Origin of the sequence: Cellulomonas edaphi (genome assembly GCF_030362815.1) — a bacterium.
In the GTDB taxonomy this organism is placed as follows: Bacteria; Actinomycetota; Actinomycetes; order Actinomycetales; family Cellulomonadaceae; genus Cellulomonas; species Cellulomonas edaphi.
This window is the reverse complement of sequence record NZ_JAUCGR010000002.1, coordinates 80618-98139: the sequence shown is the minus strand read 5'-3', so window position 1 is coordinate 98139 and position 17522 is coordinate 80618. Positions and strand designations below refer to the sequence as shown.

9 protein-coding genes are annotated in these 17522 nt (G+C 72.2%); 4 read left to right on the top strand and 5 right to left on the bottom strand.

Features of this window, described 5'->3' with window-relative positions; all coding sequences use genetic code 11:
* Window positions 1-20: 20 nt before the first annotated feature.
* Both QRT05_RS06650 and ald read right to left on the bottom strand, forming a co-directional pair.
* The gene (locus QRT05_RS06650; protein WP_289446243.1) at window positions 21-2087 is read right to left on the bottom strand and encodes a M3 family metallopeptidase; all 2067 of its coding nucleotides are present in this window, start codon (window positions 2085-2087) and stop codon (window positions 21-23) included.
* Window positions 2088-2098: 11 nt separating this feature from the next.
* A complete protein-coding gene (gene ald, locus QRT05_RS06645; protein ID WP_289446241.1) occupies window positions 2099-3241 on the bottom strand; it encodes an alanine dehydrogenase in 1143 nt (380 codons plus the stop codon).
* A 90-nt stretch (window positions 3242-3331) separates the two neighbouring features.
* Here ald and QRT05_RS06640 point away from each other — a divergent pair, with 90 nt between their 5' ends.
* The 3 genes from QRT05_RS06640 to QRT05_RS06630 all read left to right on the top strand — a co-directional run bounded on the left by QRT05_RS06640 (window position 3332) and on the right by QRT05_RS06630 (window position 7864).
* The gene (locus QRT05_RS06640; protein WP_289446239.1) at window positions 3332-4084 is read left to right on the top strand and encodes a fructosamine kinase family protein; all 753 of its coding nucleotides are present in this window, start codon (window positions 3332-3334) and stop codon (window positions 4082-4084) included.
* 168 nt (window positions 4085-4252) lie between these two features.
* Window positions 4253-7108, top strand: coding sequence for a galactose-binding domain-containing protein (locus QRT05_RS06635; RefSeq protein ID WP_289446237.1), 2856 nt, complete (start codon window positions 4253-4255; stop codon window positions 7106-7108).
* Window positions 7109-7237: 129 nt separating this feature from the next.
* Window positions 7238-7864 carry a nucleoside/nucleotide kinase family protein gene (locus tag QRT05_RS06630; protein WP_289446235.1) on the top strand — a complete coding sequence of 209 codons (627 nt, stop codon included), beginning with the start codon at window positions 7238-7240 and terminating at the stop codon, window positions 7862-7864.
* A gap of 47 nt (window positions 7865-7911) precedes the next feature.
* Here the strand turns inward: QRT05_RS06630 and QRT05_RS06625 are convergent, their stop codons facing one another.
* The 3 genes from QRT05_RS06625 to QRT05_RS06615 form a co-directional block, all read right to left on the bottom strand.
* Window positions 7912-14124: a GH92 family glycosyl hydrolase gene (locus tag QRT05_RS06625; RefSeq protein ID WP_289446233.1), complete on the bottom strand. Its 6213-nt coding sequence runs from the start codon at window positions 14122-14124 to the stop codon at window positions 7912-7914.
* A 201-nt stretch (window positions 14125-14325) separates the two neighbouring features.
* Window positions 14326-14745, bottom strand: a complete 420-nt coding sequence (locus QRT05_RS06620; protein ID WP_289446231.1) for a ChaB family protein — start codon at window positions 14743-14745, stop codon at window positions 14326-14328.
* 56 nt (window positions 14746-14801) lie between these two features.
* A complete protein-coding gene (locus tag QRT05_RS06615) occupies window positions 14802-16583 on the bottom strand; it encodes an endonuclease/exonuclease/phosphatase family protein (RefSeq protein ID WP_289446229.1) in 1782 nt (593 codons plus the stop codon).
* A gap of 276 nt (window positions 16584-16859) precedes the next feature.
* Between QRT05_RS06615 and QRT05_RS06610 the strand changes: the two genes are divergently transcribed.
* The gene (locus QRT05_RS06610; protein WP_289446227.1) at window positions 16860-17471 is read left to right on the top strand and encodes a dihydrofolate reductase family protein; all 612 of its coding nucleotides are present in this window, start codon (window positions 16860-16862) and stop codon (window positions 17469-17471) included.
* Window positions 17472-17522 lie beyond the last annotated feature (51 nt).

Here is a 17522-nt window from a genome sequence, read left to right as displayed (position 1 = left end):
GTCTCAGCAGCTGGCGGGCGCTAGGCCGCCACCGCCGCGAGACCCCGGCGGGCGAGCAGCGGACCGATCTGCGGTGCCCGGCCGCGCAGGTCGCGGAACGCCTCCATGGGATCCATCGAACCGCCGCGCGAGAGCAGGCTGGCGCGGAAGCGGTCACCGTTGGCCCGGCTCAGACCGCCGTTCTCCTCGAACCACTCGACCGTGTCGGCGTCGAGCACCTCGGACCAGATGTAGGAGTAGTACCCGGCCGAGTAGCCGCCGCCGAAGGCGTGGTTGAAGTACGTGCTGCGGTAGCGCGGCGGCACGAGCGCGAACGCGACACCGGCCCGCTCGAGGGCGGCCGCCTCGAAGTCGTCGACCTGCGCGGGGTCGGTCGGCACCTCGTGCGGGCTCAGCCGGTACCAGGCCTGGTCCAGCAGCGCGGCGCTGAGGTACTCCGTCGTCGCGAACCCCTCGCCGTCCTGCCGGGCGTCCAGCAGCGTCGTCACCCACTGCGCCGGCATCGGCTCCCCCGTGACGTGATGGACGGCGAACGCGGCGACGATCCGGGGGTGCCAGGCCCACATCTCGTTGACCTGCGAGGGGTACTCGACGAAGTCGCGCGGCACCTCGGTGCCCGACTGCGACGGGTAGCGCACCGCCGAGAAGAGGCCGTGCAGCGCGTGCCCGAACTCGTGGAACAGCGTGATGACCTGGTCCCAGGCGAGCAGCGTCGGCTCCCCCGCGGCTGGCTTGGTGATGTTCAGGTTGTTGACCACCACGGGCTTCTCGTCGAGCAGCGACGACTGCTCCACCAGGTTGTTCATCCACGCCCCGCCGCGCTTCGAGTCGCGGGTCCAGAAGTCGCCGAGGAAGAGGCCCAGACCCGCGCCGTCCTCGTCGAAGACCTCGAAGACACGCACGTCCGGGTGGTAGCCCACGAGGTCGTGGCGCTCGGTGAACGTCAGGCCGTACAGCTCGTGGGCGGCCCGGAACACCCCCTCGGTCAGCACGCGGTCCAGCTCGAGGTAGGGCCGCAGCGCCGCGTCGTCGAGCGAGCGACGCTCCGCACGCACCCGCTGCGCGTAGTAGGACCAGTCCCACGGGGCCAGCTGCGCGCCGGGCTCGTCGCGCTCGAGCGCCGCCGCGAGCTCCTCGGCCTCCGTACGCGCGTTCGCCACCGCGGCGGGAGCGAGTCGGTCCAGCATCTCGGCGACCGCCTCCGCGGAACCCGCGGTGGCGTCGGACGCCACGAACGCCGCGTGGTGCGGGAACCCGAGCAGCTGCGCGCGCTCGGCGCGCAGCCTCGCCAGCGCGAGCAGCGTGGGGCGGGTGTCGTGGTCGTCCCCCGCGCCGCGGACCACCGACGCCCGGAACACCCGCTCGCGCAGCGCCCTGCTGGCGGCCATCGCGAGCACGCCCTGCTGCGTGGGCAGCTCGAGCTCGAGGAGCCACGCGCCGGCGTGACCGCGCTCGGCGGCCGCCCGCGCGGCGGCGGAGCGGGCGTCGTCGGGGAGGCCGACGAGCTCCGCCTCGTCCGTGACCAGCACGGCCGCGGCATTCTGGGCGGCCAGCAGGTCGCGCCCGAACGTCGTCTCCAGCGAGGTGATCTCGGCGTTGAGCTCGCGCAGCCGGTCCTGCGCGTCGTCCCCCAGGCGCACGCCCGCGCGCACGAAGGCGGTGTGCGTCCGGTGCAGCAGCCAGGCGGTGTCGGGCTCGAGCTCGAGGCCTGCCGTGTGCAGGGCGTCGATCCGGGCGAACAGCCGCCGGTCGAGCCGGATCGCGTCGGTGTGGGCGGCGAGCAGGGGTGCGATCTCCGCCTCGATCTCGTCCAGTCCCGGTGTCGAGTCCGCGCTCGACTGGTTGAAGAAGGCGGTCAGCGCGCGGTGCAGGAGGCGACCGGCACGCTCGAGCGCGACGAGCGTGTTCTCGACGGTCGGCGGCTCGGGGTCGGTCGCGATGGCCTCGACCTCCGCGCGGTGCTCGGCCATGCCGGCCAGGATCGCCGGCCGGTAGTGCTCCTCACCGATGCGGGCGAAGTCCGGCAGGCCGTACGGGAGCGTGGAGGGGGCTGCGAAGGGGTTCTCGGCGTCGAGCTCGGCGGTCATGCCGGTCATCATCACCCATGGACGGCGCCCTCGCCGGTCCCGAGCACGCCGGCCGTGTCGACCCAGGAGTAGCCGTGCGCCCGCGCGACCGCGGCGTTGGTGAGGCGGCCGCCGTGCGTCGTCAGGCCACCCGCGAGCGCGGGGTCCGCCACCAGCGCGGCCCGCCAGCCGCGGTCCGCGAGCGCGGACAGGTAGGGCAGCGTGACGTTCGTGAGCGCCCGGGTCGACGTCACCGGCACGGCACCGGGCATGTTCGCCACGCAGTAGAAGAGCGCGTCGTGCACCTTGAACGTCGGGTCGTCGTGCGTCGTCGGCCGCGTCGACTCGAAGCACCCGCCCTGGTCCACCGCCACGTCCACGAGCACCGAGCCCGGGCGCATCTGCGCGACGAGCTCGTCGCTCACGAGCCGCGGCGCGCGCGCACCGGGGACGAGCACCGCGCCGATGACCACGTCGGCGTCGGCCACCTCGCGAGCGAGCGTCCAGGCGTTCGAGGCAAGGGTGCGCACGCGACCGCCGAACTCGGCGTCCACCTCGCGCAGCACCGGCATCGACAGGTCGAGCATAGTGACGTCGGCGCGCATGCCGACGGCGATCTGCGCGGCGTGCCGACCCACCACCCCGGCACCGAGCACCACGACGTGCGCCGCGTCGACGCCCGGCACTCCCCCGAGCAGCACGCCGGCGCCGCCCTCGTTGCGCATGAGGTGGTACGCAGCCACCTGCGTCGCTAGCCGGCCCGCCACCTCGCTCATGGGTGCGAGCAGCGGCAGCGAGCCGTCGGGGCTGCGCACGGTCTCGTACGCGATGGCGGTGGTGCCGGCCGCGAGCAGCGCGTCGGTGGTGACGCGGTCCGCGGCGAGGTGGAGGTAGGTGAAGAGCACCTGGTCGGCGCGCAGGAGCTCGTGCTCCGGCCCGACGGGCTCCTTGACCTTGCACACGATGTCCGCCTCGCCCCACACCTGCTCGGCGTCGTCACCGATGCGCGCCCCCGCGGCGACGTACTCCTCGTCGGGGATCGCGGACCCGAGGCCCGCGCCCTGCTCGACGAGGACGTCGTGCCCCGAGAGCGCGAGGTGGTGCGCTCCGGCCGGGGTCAGGGCGACTCGGTACTCACGGTTCTTGGTCTCGCGCGGGATGCCGATGGTCGTCATCCGCCCAGCATCCCGCTCCCGGCTGCCGCGCGCTCGGGTCGCGAGCCTGGTGGGGTGGGTGAAGCACGCCCTGACCGACGAGGAGATGCGATGCGCGAGTTCCGCAAGCAGCGGGCCGGTGCCCCCGCGGGCTTCTTCCGCTGCGAGGCTGCCGGGCTGCGCTGGCTGGCCGACGCCGCGGGACCGCCCGTGGTCGAGGTGATCGATGTCGGGGAGGACCATCTGGACCTGGTCCGGCTCGAGCCCGTGACGCCCACCGCCGCCGCGGCGCGCGCGTTCGGCGCGAGCCTCGCCGCGATGCATGCGGCCGGCGCTCCCGCCTTCGGGGCGCCGCCACCGGGCTGGGAGGGTGACGGCTTCTTCGGTCCCCTCGAGGCGCCGCTCACGATGCCCGCGGGCAGCTTCACGCGGTGGGGCGACTTCCACGCAGCGTGCCGCATCGACCCTGTGGCTCGAGCCCTGCGCGCGGCCGGCCTCCCCCTCCCGGCACTGGACGTGCTCGCTGCGCGTCTGAGGTCCGGCGAGCTCGACGACGACGAGCCGCCCGCGCGGCTGCACGGCGACCTGTGGTCGGGCAACGTGGTGTGGACGGCAGACGGCGCGACCCTCATCGACCCCGCCGCGCACGGCGGCCACCGGGAGACCGACCTGGCCATGCTGGCTCTGTTCGGCTTGCCGTTCCTGGACGACGTGCTGGCCGCGTACGACGAGGCGGCACCGCTGCGACCAGGACGGCAGCAGCGCATCCCCCTGCACCAGGTGTACCCGGTGGCGGTGCACGCGCTGGTGTTCGGAGGCGCCTACGTCCCTCAGCTGCGTGCGCTGGTCGACGCCATCATGTGAGCCCGGGTCAATCAAACGCGATCCTTGCGTCCATTTGTCGGCATCTTGCGGCGGCCTGTCCGGATATGTACGTTTGGCGCGCACCCCGGGTCCGCGCCGCGGGCCCGGCCTCACTCGCCGGGCACCACGAGAGAGTCGCCCGGCACGTCGGACAGAGAGGTCCGCATCGTGAGCCGTCACGGTCCCATCCCCCGCACCACCACCGTCGTTCCCGGCCAGGGCACTCGCGGGCTGCGCAGGCTCGCCGCCGGGGTCGCCGCCGCAGCCGTCGTCGCATCGGCGCTGGTCGCCGTCACCTCGGGCGCGACCACCGCCTCGGCGGCCGCCCCGCTGTCGTTGTCACCGGTCGGCATCCCCGGCCGGGGCGCGACCGTGCCGTTCGTCGAGCAGGAGGCCGAGGACGCCGTCACCAACGGCACGCTCATCGGTCCCAACCGGCTGTACGGCACGCTGCCGTCCGAGGCCTCGGGCAGGCGCGCGGTGACGCTGGACGCGGTGGGCGAGTACGTCGAGTTCACGCTGACCAAGCCGGCCAACTCCGCGGTGTTCCGCTACTCGCTGCCTGACAGCCCGGCCGGCACGGGCCGGGACGCCACCGCTGCGGTCCTGGTCGACGGGACGAAGGTCAAGGACCTGCCCGTCACGTCCCGCTACGGCTGGTACTACGGCGGCTACCCGTTCAACAACAACCCGGGCGACACCTTCCCGCACCACTTCTACGACGAGACGCGGATGATGTTCGGCTCGACGCTCGCCGCGGGGACCAAGGTGCGCTTCCAGGTCTCCTCGACCGCCCAGTCCCCCACGTTCACCGTCGACCTGGCCGACTTCGAGCAGGTCGCGGCTCCCATCGCGCAGCCCGCGGGGTCCATCAACGTGGTGACCGACTTCGGTGCCGATCCCACGGGTGCGGCCGACGCCACCCAGGCCATCCAGAACGCCGTCAACGCCGGCTCAGCGCAGGGCCGGACCGTGTACGTCCCGGCGGGGCGCTTCAAGGTGACCAGCCACGTCATCGTCGACAAGGTGACGCTGACCGGCGCCGGGCAGTGGTACTCCGAGCTCACGGGTGCGGGCGTCGGCATCTACGGCAAGTACGTGAACCAGGGCGGCCCGAGCACCAACGTGACCGTGAGCAACCTCGCGGTCCTCGGCGAGGTCAAGGAGCGCAACGACAACGACCAGGTCAACGCGTTCGGCGGCGCCATGAGCAGCTCGACGATCGACTCGGTGTGGATGCAGCACACCAAGGTGGGGGCCTGGATGGACGGCCCGATGGACCGGCTCACCATCAAGAACAGCCGGATCCTCGACCAGACCGCCGACGGCATCAACTTCCACCAGGGCGTGACGAACTCGGTGGCCACGAACAACTTCATCCGCAACACAGGTGACGACGGGATCGCCGAGTGGGCTGAGACGGCCGAGCACGACAACTCGTTCACCTTCAACACCGTGATCCTGCCGATCCTCGCCAACAACATCGCCATCTACGGCGGCACCAACATCACGGTGAGCGACAACGTCGTGGCGGACACCATCAGCAACGGAGGCGGGATCCACATCGCCAACCGCTACCCCGGTGTGCAGGGCGCCGCGGCGATCGGCGGGACCATCACGGTGGCGCGGGACACGTTCATCCGCGCGGGCAACTCCGACTACAACTGGCAGTTCGGGGTGGGCGCGCTGTGGTTCTCGGCACTGAACGAGCCGATGAACGCGACCATCAACGTCACCGACGCCAACATCCTGGACAGCTCCTACGCCGCGATCATGTTCATCGAGGGCTCGACCAAGACGGTCAACTTCAAGAACGTGACCATCGACGGCGCCGGGACGTTCGCCATCCAGGCCCAGGCCGCCTTCGTCGCCAACTTCGAGAACGTGGTGGCGAGGAACATCGGCTACAGCAACCCGCTGTACAGCTGCCAGGGCTCGGTGAACACGGGGATCAACCTGGTGGGCAGCGGCAACTCGGGGTTCTACGCCAACCCGCCCTACTGCGGGCCGTGGCCGACGCCGGTCTACCCGGGCGGCGTGACCAACCCGACAGGCAGCCCGACGTCCTCGCCCACGCAGTCGCCGACGCCCACCACCTCCCCCACCCAGCCACCGGCGTGCAACGCCGGCACGGGTGACCTGGCGCGCGGCAAGGCGGCGACCTCCACCAGCACCAACCAGTCCTACGCCCCGGGCAACGCGGTCGACGGCAACGCCGGCACGTACTGGGAGAGCGCCAACAACGCGTTCCCGCAGTCGTTGACCGTCGACCTGTGCGCGGCCACGGCCGTCCAGCGCGTCGAGCTGGCGCTGCCCTCCTCCTGGGGCCAGCGCAACCAGACGCTCACGCTGGCCGGCTCCGCGGACGGCTCGTCGTGGAGCACGCTGGCGCCCTCGGCGTCGTACTCGTTCGACCCGGCGGCGGGGAACCGCGTGAGCATCCCGGTCAGCGGCACCGCCCGGTACGTGCGCGTCACGGTCAGCGCCAACTCCGGATGGCCCGCCGCGCAGGTCTCGTCGCTCGAGGTGTACGGCACGGGAGCATCGCCGAGCCCGACGCCCACGCCCACCCCGACGCCCACACCGACCCCGACCACGCCTCCGACGACCGTCAACCTCGCCGCGGGCAAGGCGGTCAGCGGAGCGAACGCGGACGTCTACGTACCGGGCAACGTGGTCGACGGCAACGCCGGCACGTACTGGGAGAGCCCCCACAACGCGTTCCCGCAGACGCTGACGGTCGACCTGGGCTCCTCGCAGACCGTGGGGCGCGTGGTGCTCAAGCTGCCTCCGGCCGCCGCGTGGGCGACCAGGACGCAGACGCTGTCCGTGCTCGGAAGCACCGACAACGCCTCGTGGTCGACCCTCAAGGCGTCAGCGGGCTACGCCTTCAACCCGGCGTCCGGCAACACGGTGACCATCGCCGTCACGCCGTCGTCGAGGCGGTACGTGCGACTGTCGTTCACCGGCAACACGGGCTGGCCCGCGGGCCAGCTGTCCGAGCTGGAGGTGTACTCGGGCTGAGCGCCGCAGCACCAGGAGGGCCGGCCCGCACCAGGGCCGGCCCTCCTCGCAGGTCCGCTCCGCGCGGGACGCCGCACGTCCGCCCCGCGCAGGACCCCGCGCGACCCCGCGGCCGGGCACACTGGCCCGATGCCCGTGACGCCGACGACGATGCCCGCGCTCGTCAGCGCGCTCGTGGAGCGCGTCGCCGCCCGGCCCGCGGCGGAGCGGGTCCGGGTGGTGGTGGACGGCGCACCGGCCACCGCGCCGGCGGACCTCGCCGACGCGCTGGTCGCCCCGCTGCGCGCGGCCGGCCGAGACGTGGCTCGCGTCTCCGCCGACAGCTTCTGGCGACCGGCGTCGATCCGGCTCGAGCACGGTCGCCACGACGCGATCTCCTACCTCGAGGACTGGCTGGACGAGGGCGCGCTCGTCCGCGAGGTGCTCGCACCGTTCGGGGTCGGCGGTTCGGGCCGGTACCTCCCGAGCCTGTGGGACGCCGAACGAGACCGAGCGACCCGCGCGCCCTACGAGCAGGCCCCCGCGGGGGCGGTGGTCGTCGTGGACGGGTCGATGCTGCTGGGTCGCGGCCTGCCGTTCGATCTCAGCGTGCACCTGGCGGTCCGACCCGCGACGCTCGTGCGCCGGACGCCGCCCGAGAGCGCCTGGACCCTCGAGGCGTTCGACCTCTACGAGAGCCGCGCGACGCCGACGCTGGCCGCCGACGTCGTGGTGCGCGTCGACGACCCGCGCCACCCGGCACTCGTCGATCGCTGAGCACGACGCGGTGGGACGGGCCGGTGGGCCCGGCCCACCACAGCGCGCTACCGCTTGACCTTGACCGTCACGGTCGGCGACGACGCCGGCCCGAGGTTGCGGGTGTCGGTCGGCACGTACGTCGCCTTGACCCGGATCGACGACGAGTACCGCGAGGGCAGCGTCACCGTCACCTTGCCGTGCGCGGACGTCGAGGCGAGGCGCACGGTCGTGACCCGGGCACCGTCCACCCGGATCTCGACCTTGCCCGTGGCCCACTGCCCGTTGGTGAGCTTGCCGACGGAGACCTTCACCACCGGACGCGTCCCGCGGGCGAACGCACTGCCACTCGCCGAGACCGACGACGGCACCGCCTTGCTCACCGTGAGCACCTTCGGCGCCGTCGGCGAGACGGCTGCCGCGGTGGTGGCCGTCGCGGGCAGCGACGCCGTGATGCTCGCGTACCGACCCGCCGACAGGGTGCGCGGCAGCGTGAGCGTCGCCGCGTAGTGCGAGCCGGCCTTGCCGATGGCGGCGGTGCCCAGGACGGTCGACCCGTTGCGGAACGTGACCCGGCCGGTCGTCGCCCCCGTCACGGTGGTCGCGACGGTCACGACCGTCGAGGAGCCGTAGACCTTCGAGGTCCGCGAGAGGGACGGCGCCGAGAGCGTGACCGCCACCTTGGTGACCTTGACGGTCACTGCGGCGCTCACGGCCGCCGTGTGCCCCGCGTCGCCCACGTACCTCGCGGTGAGGCTGTGGGTGCCCACCGCGAGCCCGTCGGTCTGGAGCTGAGCCTCGCCGCCGACGATCGGGCTCATCCCGAGCGACGTCGTGCCGTCGAAGAACTGGACGGCCCCGCTCGCCCCCTCGTTGATGGTCGCGGTCAGGGTGACCCGCGAGCCCACGGCGATCGTCGACGCCGAGGCCGCGAGGCGCAGCTTCGTCGTGACGACGGGCCGCACCACGGCCACGCTGGCCTCGGCCACGGTCCGGGACTTCTCGCCGAGGGCCGTGATCGGGTACGTCCCGTCCAGCAGGTCGGACGGGATCGTCAGCGACGTGCTGATGGTTCCCGACGCCGACGCCGTGACCGTCCGCGTGACGGGCGGGTCGCTCGCGAACGCGACCTCGACCTGCTCGCCCCGCGCGAAGCCGGCGCCGGCCACCCCGATGGTGCCGCCGGGGGCGACCGCGTCGGGAGCGACGCTGAGCGTCGGCGAGTAGACCGACGGCTCGACGTGCACGGTCGTCCTGGCGGCGGCGCTCGTGACGCCGTCGTCCGCCGTGACGACCACCGTGTAGTCCCCGACGGCCGGGAACGCGTGGGACGCACGCACCGTGCCGTCCGTGACGGTGACCTTGTCCACCGGGCTCTGGTCACCCCAGTTGACGGTGGCCGTGTAGTCGCCGGCCGGCTGGCCGCCGCTGACGGTCGCGAGCGCGAGCTTCTTGGACACGCCCGCCACCTGGTCGGCCACGTCGAGCGACGTCGCCTTCAGGGGTGCGACCGCGGCGCGCGTGCCGTCCGTCGCGATGGCGAAGAAGTGCAGCTGGCCGTCACCGACCGGCTGGTCGAGGTCGGGCAGGGTCAGCCACTCGGCGGTGACACCCGTCTTCAGCTCCACCGGGGTGGTCGCGAAGATGGCCGTCTTGAGGTTGTCCGAGCCACTGGTCCCCGCCAGACGGCCCTGGATGGCCGCGACGACGGTGCTCCCGGGGGCCGGGTTGGACGCCGCGCCCACCCAGTCACCGAACGTCACGGGCACGTCCTGCGTGCTGCCGTCCGAGTAGGTGATCACCGCCGTGCCGCTCTGCTGGGACTCGTTGGCCGTTCCCACCAGCGACAGCTGCGTGGCGCCCTCGCCGACGTTCAGCCGCACCCGCTGGCCGTGCGCGGTGGCGTTGTCCGGCTCGCCGCTCGGGATGGTGGGCAGGTCGAACGTCAGGTCCGTCCCCGGCACCGTGCCGGTCTCGCCCTGCGTGAAGCCCTGGGCGGCCAGCAGCGTCTTGGACAGGCCGTAGCCGTTGCCGTCGCAGTTGGCGGCGACGCCGGGCACGGTCAGGCAGGCGTTGTCGAAGGCACCCACGAAGGTCGCGTCGCGCGTGACCGCGACACTGGTCAGGCCCGAGACGACGACGGGGTTGCCGTCGACCGTCGTGGTGACCGTGACCCGCACCGGGTACGTGCCCGGGTCCGCGAAGGCGTGCGGCAGGGTGATCTGGACACCGCCCAGCTTCGCCCGGCTCACCGTCGCCTCGTGGTCGCCGGTGCCGTCCAGGAAGTCGACCTGGGCGTCGTACTCCGTGGTGGCCGCCGGGCCGCCGCGGACGATCGCCCAGGCCGCCTTGACCTCGGTGCCGACCGTCGTAGTCAGCGGCTTGGACGGGTAGATCTCCAGGTCGGAGCCCTGCACCAGGGTGTCGTCCAGCAGCTCGACCTCGGCGAGCGTGGCCGGAGCCCCGGTGGTCGTCGCCGTGACGTGCAGCCGGTAGCGCGTGTACAGGCTGGGCGTCTCGAGGGGGAACGAGCGGGTCTGCGTGGCCCACGCGAACTTCTGCCCCGAGCGCGTGTCGAGCGTCGTCCAGTGCCGGCCGTCGTTCGACCCCTGCAGGGTCCACGCGGTCGGTGCAGCGCCGCTCGCGCCGTTGGTGAGCGTGTACGAGGCGACCGCCACCGGACCGGTGGTGGACGTCCACGTGACGTTGGCGTCCGCGGCGGGCAGCGCCACCGAGGTGCGCGAGTTGTCGTCGACGAGCAGCGCCAGGTCGGTCTGGTCGTCGGCGGCGACGGAGCCGAAGTCCGGCTTCGCGGCGTCGATGTACGGCGTGCGCTCCTGCGCGGTGGTGTGGCCGCTGCCCCACGTCTGCGGGGTCGCGGCCATGCCGAACGTCAGGGTGTGGTCGCCCGAGAGGATCGCGGACTGCTCGACCGTCGGCACGTCGATCGCGGTGCCGTCCAGCGCGAGCGAGGACACGTAGACGTTCTTCGCCGAGTTGTCCGGCGCGTCGATGGTGAGCGTGCCGTGGTCACGGCGGTCGACGACCACCTTGTCGAACAGCGGCGAGCCGACGGTGTACTGGCCGGAGGCCAGCGACAGCGGGTAGAAGCCCAGCGCCGAGAACAGGTACCACGACGACATCTCGCCGTTGTCCTCGTCGCCCGGGTAGCCCTGGCCGATCTCGGAGCCGACGAACAGGCGCTGCAGCACCTCGCGGACCGTGCGCTGCGTGCCGCTCGGTGCACCGGCCGCGGCGTAGATGTACGGGATGTGGTGCGAGACCTGGTTGCTCATCCCGAACTGACCCATCCGGACGTCCCGGGCCTCCTTGGCCTCGTGGATGCCGTAGGAGCCCTTCTCGGGGGTCGAGAAGAAGGTGTCCAGCTTGTCGACGAGCTTGTCGGTGCCGCCGTAGAGCGCGGCCAGCCCGCTGACGTCGTACGGCGTGTGGAACGCGAAGTTCCACCCGTTCGTCTCCGTGTAGTCCCCGCCCCAGTCCGTCGGGTCGAAGTCCTCGGGGTCCTTGGCGAAGTCGCCCTCGGGGGTCTTGCCCTGGAAGAAGTCCACGGCCGGGTCGAACATGTTGACGTAGTCCTCGGCCCGCTTCAGCAGGTAGGACGAGGAGTTCCTGATCTCGGTGACACGCGCCGCCGGGGTGGCGGGGTCGGCCGCGAGCCTGGCGCCCATCTGACCGATCGCGTAGTCGTTGATGTAGCCCTCGAGGCCCCACGAGACGCTCTCGCCCGTGGCCGTCGAGGTGTAGCCGAGGAACGGCGAGGTGTCGAGGCCCTTGCGGCCGACGGCGTTGCTGGTGGGCAGCACCGTCGCGTTCTTCACGGCGGCGTCGTACGCCTCGAGCGCGAGCTCGTTGGGCAGCGCACCCGAGACGTACGCCTCGGCGAACGACGCGTCCGAGCTGGTGCCCGTCATGAGGTCGGCGTAGCCCGGCGAGGACCAGCGGGCGATCCAGCCGCCGTCGCGGTACTGCTGGACGAACCCGTCCACGAGCTCCTTGGCCACGTCCGGGTACAGGAACGAGTACGCGGGCCACACCGTGCGGTAGGTGTCCCAGAAGCCGTTGTTGACGTAGATCTTGCCGTCGACGACCTTCGCGTTGGTGGCCGTGTCGGTCGCCGACCCCGTCGGGGCCGACACCGGGCTCGCGTACTGGAAGCCGCCCTTCGCGCCCTTGCCGGTCTTCTCGAACTGCGAGTTCGGGTACAGGTTCAGGCGGTACAGGTTCGCGTAGAGCGTCTGCTTCTGCGTCTGGGTGGCGTGCGGCACGTCGATGACGGCCAGCCGCGCGTCCCACGCGTCCTGCGCCGCACCGCGCACCTGGTCGAACGACTTCCCGGTGACCTCCTGGTCGAGGTTCGCCTTCGCCTGCGCGACCGAGATGAACGACGTGGCGATGCGCATCTCGACGGTCGAGGACGAGCTCGTGTCGAACTGCACCGCACGGCCCGTGCTGCGGTTCGCCGTGGTGACGACCGCCGCAGGCGTGCGCGAGAACTCGGCCTGCACGTACATCCGGGTACGCCCCGCGGAGAGGCCGCTGCCGTTCTCCACCCAGCCCGTCACCGCGCTGCCGTCGACGGAGAGCTTCGAGCTGCCGTCCACCTGGTCGAGGATGACCGAGCCGACGGAGGCGCCGGCCGGGAAGGTGAAGCGGTAGACCGCCGAGTGGTCGGCCGGGGCGACCGCTGCCTCGATGCCGTTGTCGAACGCCACCTGGTACAGGTCGGGTCGTGCGATCTCGGCGTCGTGCGAGAAGGGCAGCCGACGCCCGGACAGGCTGCCGTCCGGGTTGGTGGCCGTGCTGATCGACGGCATGACCGCGAGCTGGTTGCGGTCACCCATCCACGGGCTGGGCTCGTGCGAGATGCCGATGCCGTTGAGCGTGGGCCGGTTCTGCGCGTTGTTCGCCGACGCGTAGGAGTAGAGCCAGCTCTGCGAGCCTGCGTCCGTCATGGGCGTGTAGAAGTTGAACCCGTTGGGGACCGCCGCCGCGGGGATGTTGTTGCCGCGCGAGAAGCTGGAGTTCGCGTTGGTCCCGCGCCGGGTGTCGACGAAGTTCGTGAGGCTCGAGGGGTCCACCACGGCGGCCGGACGCAGGGAGACGTCGTCGAGCCAGCCGGAGAAGCGCGCCTTCGCCTTGCCGTCGGGGCGGTGGTAGGTCAGCAGCACCTTCGTGACGTGCTTGCCCGCGAGCTCGCCCAGGTTGACGCGCACCGAGTTCCACTGGTTCGCGTACAGCGCCTTCTGGGTGCCCTGGGCCGCGGCGGTCGCGCCGAACCCGTACTGGTCGGTCAGGTCGGGTGTCGCCGACATGAGCGTGCCGTCGGCGAGCTCGAGGTCGACGGCGACGAAGGTGGCCGGGTAGTCGAGGTCGCTGTCCAGCACCGGGAACACCTTGTAGGCGAGCTCGGTGTCGGCCCCGATGGTGACGTCGAGGTCCTCGTAGAGGGTGTTCGTGCCGCTCGCGTCGCCGTCCTCGGTCTGGCTGCCCACGTACCGGAGCGCCTTGGCTCCGGTGAAGCCGACGTTGGGCTTGATGGTCGGGCCGCTGACCGGCCCGGTGCCGACGGCGGTGATCATCGGCGATGCCGCGGGCGGGTTGGTGGTGCCGTCGAGGATCTCCCAGTCGGCGAGCTGCAGCAGTCCGCCGCTGTGGTTCGCGCTGATGTCGAGGCGGTAGTAGAGGTACTCGCCGGGCGTCGCGACCGTGAAGGTCTGCGTGGTGCCACGGTCGGCGAAGTCCACGCCGGTGCGCGTGTCGAGGGTGGTCCACGAGGTCCCGTCCGCGGATCCCTGCAACGTCCACGCCTTCGGGTCCCGCTCCGGGGCGTCGTTCGCCGAGGTCAGCGAGTACACCTTGACCGTCTGGGGCGCTGACAGCTGGTACTGCAGCCACGCGGTCGACTGGAACGCCAGCCACTTGGTCCCTGAGACGGCGTCGGCGACGGCGGCCGCGGGCTCCCCCGGACCGTTCTCGGCGGACGCCGTCACGGCCGAGACGGAGCCGAGCAGGCTTCCGGGGCCGTACACCTTGCCGGCGATGCGCACCGGGTCGCTGTACGGCCGCGTCTCGAGAGCCGGCGCGTCCGACGACTCGAACGACGTGGAGAACGTGCCCCCCGGCGCGTCACCGGGCGGCTCGGCGGCCTGAGCGGACCCGGCGGCTGGAAGCACCACCAGTGCCAGGGCGAGGGAGGCTCCGGCCGCGATCACGCGCGAGGTGCGCGTGCGGGCGGAGTGGCGGGCGGCGGACAGGCGCATGGCATCCCCACAGATCGGTCCGAGGACCGGTCGGCGGTGACCGGTCCGCGTGGCGGTGTCGTCGCCGGTCGGCGGGTTGACAACGCTGTCACGCAGATGCACCGTAGGTCCGGTTCCGCCTGGTGTCAACCAGCTTCCCGGCGGGCGACGGGCACGATCCGCGGCAGGTCCCGACGGCCGCCTGGCCGCCGCCGCGAACGGTCAGGCGTTGCGACGGGTGAGTCGGCGGTTCTCCGCGTCGATCGCCTCGACGAGCTCCGCCTTGGTCATCGAGGACCGGCCCCGGATCCCCAGCTCGCGCGCGATCCCGGCAAGGTGGCTCTTGCTCGCGCGGGCGTCGACCCCGCCGGCCGTCGGGGCGTGCGACCCGTACCCCTCCTCCGCGCGCTCGTCCGACGGACCGGCCTCCGGCTTGGGCCGCCAGCTGTCGCCCACCTTCTCGTGCGTGTGCTTGAGGGCCGCGAACGCGACGCGGTGGGCAGCCTCCTCGTCACCGTCGTACTGCTCGATCGCCGCGTCGTAGGCGTGCGCGTACGTCCGCTGCGCCTTCTCGTCAGACCGCTGGAGCGTCGCGGGCAGCTCGCTCTGGCGTGCCCCGCCGTCCTTGCGCGTCTTCGGCATCTCGCCACCTCCCTCTCCGATCGTGAGGCGCGGACGGGCGCCTCGCACGCCGGGGCTCAGTGGACGGCGATGGTGGTGACGATCTGGAAGTGGTCCGAGGGTGCGCGTCGCACGTCGGTGTGCCGCACGCGGTAGGTGAGCACGTCCGACTGCCGGTCCACGAGCACGTGGTCGAGGTGCCTGCCGGTCAGCCTGCTCGCGGAGAAGCCGTGGAACGAGGCGAACTCGGCACCGAACCGCTTGGCCGCCACGAGCTCCGCGCTCACCAGGCCGGCCCGCGCGAGCACGTCGAGGGGCGTGACCTCCGCACGGTTGGGGTAGGAGTTGAGGTCACCGACGACGATGACGGGCAGGTGCGCGCGGTTGTGCCGCGCGATCGTCGCCTCCAGGCGGCGCGCCTGGCGTACGCGCTGGGCCTGCACCTTGTGCGACGTCGAGGAGGAGTCCAGGTACGCGAGCAGGTGCGCGTTGACGACCAGGACCTTGCGCCCGCTCGCCCGTTCCCGCAGCACGGCCCAGGTGGCCCACTTCTTCGGACCGGTCGTGTCGAGCTTCTGGAACCCGCAGCGCACCACCGTGAAGCGCGCGGCCCGGTACAGGATCGGCTCGCTCTGGGTGGTGCACGGCTTCTTCGTCCGGGGGTGGCGCGCCAGGGCCAGCCCCGCCTTCTTGGCGACCTGCAGCACGGGCCGCTTCCCACCCAGCGCCTTCCACGGCGTCTCCTGCAGGCCCACGAGGTCCATGCCGCGCAGGGCCTTGCTCGCCGCCGCGTAGCGCCGCTTCCAGCTGCGCCTCTCCGCGTCCGTCTCGGTGGGCTTGAGCAGGTTGTACGACGAGACCCGCGCCCTGAACGACGTCGCCCGCTTGGTGCTGCCGGGCAGCAGGGTGGCGGCGACCGTCCGGCTCGACGACGTGCGCAGGTCGTACCGGTTGGCGACCACCTTGACGTAGAACACGGGCCGCAGCCGGTGCTTGGCGGGCACCAGGTGCTCGATCAGCGCGCTCGGCTGCGCGGTGGTCGTCGTCCACGTGGGCTTCGCGCCCGGCCTGCGCAGCAGCTGCACCGTGTAGCCGGTGGCATTGGTGGCCTTCGGCCACGCCACGCGCAGGGACGACGACGACAGCGGCTCGGCGAAGACCCGTCCGGGGGCGCCCAGGCGCTTGAGCGGGGTCACGACGGTCGTCGTGACCGCGCGCGCGGTCAGCCCCTTGCGCACGGGCGTGACGCGCACGTAGTACCGCCGGCCGTCGCGGACCTTCACGCTCAGGGCAGGCTTGTCCACCGTCGACTCCTGGACGTCCTTGGTGAACCCGGCATCGCTCGCGACGACGGTGCGGTACTCCTCGGCGAGCGCGCCCGGCCTCCACGCGACGGCGAAGCCCGAGGTGTCCTTGCGCGTCACCTTCGGCTTGCCCGCGGCACCCGGCGGCGCCCACGGCGTGCGCAGCGAGACCGTCGGGGACGCGAGGCTCACGTTGCGGCCCTCGTCCAGCGCGTTCACGCGCGCGTAGTAGGTGGTGTGCTCGGCGACCGGCGCGCCGTCCACGACGAGCGAGGTCGACGTGGTGCGAGCCTTGCGCCACACCACGCGCTCGAAGGCGGGGTCCAGAGCCACCGTGACCCGGTAGCCAGCCGCACGTTCCACACCGGCCCAGCTCAGCTGGAAGGAGTCGTGGCTCACCCCACCGGCGCTGGCCGAGCCGGGCCCAGGAAGCGTGGGACGGAACGACGTCGTCACGACCGCGACGGTGGCGAGGACGACGACCGCCACGAGGGTCGCCACTGCCCGGCGTGCGATGCGCGCGATCCGCGCTGCAGGGCTGTGGCGCTGGGACATCGGGTGGGTACCTCGGCTGGCGTCGGCTGGCGGCGTCGCCCTGCGGCCGCGCGGGGTCCGGCACGGACCCACCGCGCCGCGGGGCTGCGAGGGAGCAGACTAGGCACACGCCCGCGGCACGGCGGTGCACGTCTCGCTGTGAGTCGCGCGACGGCGCCCTGACCTGCGACGCGACGAACGGGGCGTGTCGCGGACGAGCCACCCGTGTGGGACGAACCGGGCAGGATGGGACCGGCCGCCTCCCGCGGCACCTGCACACACCCTTGGAGGACGAAGATGGCCACGATCGTCTCGACCCTGTTCATCTCGCTCGACGGCGTCGTCGAGATCGACCCGGCGTGGCACTTCCCCTACTTCGACGCGAACATGGGGGCAGCGGTCGCCGACGACTACGAGGGCACCGACGTGCTGCTGCTCGGCCGCGTCACCTACGACAGCTTTGCGGGCGCGTGGCCCGAGCGCGAGACCGCCGGCGGCGAGGACGCGACGTTCGCGGCGCAGCTCGGAGACACGCGCAAGGTCGTGGCGACACGCGGCACGCAGGACCTGGGCTGGCGCAACGCCGAAGCGATCCAGGGCGAGCTGGTCGACGCCGTGAGAGCACTGAAGGACGACCCGGCCCACGGGAAGATCCTCGTCGCCGGTTCCATCTCGGTGGTGCGCCAGCTGATCGCCGCGGGTCTGCTCGACGAGCTCCACCTGCTGGTGCACCCCGTGGCCGCTCGGCAGGGCGAGCGCCTGTTCGACGACGGCGACACCCTCGTCTCGTTGCGCCTGCTGAGCTCCGAGGCGTTCCCGACGGGCGTGCTGCGGCTGGCGTACGCGATCGCGGAGGCCCCGGCACCGAAGACGTACGACGACGTGACGGACCAGGTGCCCGGCGCGTGACGCGCACAGCGCCCGGCGCGTGACCAGACCGTCTGCGACTTAGGTCACAGA

What these genes read in the sequence shown, in the direction of transcription:
- QRT05_RS06650 (WP_289446243.1), bottom strand. Translation starts at nt 2,087, where the DNA reads ATGACCGCCGAGCTCGACGCCGAGAACCCCTTCGCAGCCCCCTCCACG.
- ald (WP_289446241.1), bottom strand. Translation starts at nt 3,241, where the DNA reads ATGACGACCATCGGCATCCCGCGCGAGACCAAGAACCGTGAGTACCGA.
- QRT05_RS06640 (WP_289446239.1), top strand. Translation starts at nt 3,332, where the DNA reads ATGCGCGAGTTCCGCAAGCAGCGGGCCGGTGCCCCCGCGGGCTTCTTC.
- QRT05_RS06630 (WP_289446235.1), top strand. Translation starts at nt 7,238, where the DNA reads ATGCCCGTGACGCCGACGACGATGCCCGCGCTCGTCAGCGCGCTCGTG.
- QRT05_RS06625 (WP_289446233.1), bottom strand. Translation starts at nt 14,124, where the DNA reads ATGCGCCTGTCCGCCGCCCGCCACTCCGCCCGCACGCGCACCTCGCGC.
- QRT05_RS06620 (WP_289446231.1), bottom strand. Translation starts at nt 14,745, where the DNA reads ATGCCGAAGACGCGCAAGGACGGCGGGGCACGCCAGAGCGAGCTGCCC.
- QRT05_RS06615 (WP_289446229.1), bottom strand. Translation starts at nt 16,583, where the DNA reads ATGTCCCAGCGCCACAGCCCTGCAGCGCGGATCGCGCGCATCGCACGC.
- QRT05_RS06610 (WP_289446227.1), top strand. Translation starts at nt 16,860, where the DNA reads ATGGCCACGATCGTCTCGACCCTGTTCATCTCGCTCGACGGCGTCGTC.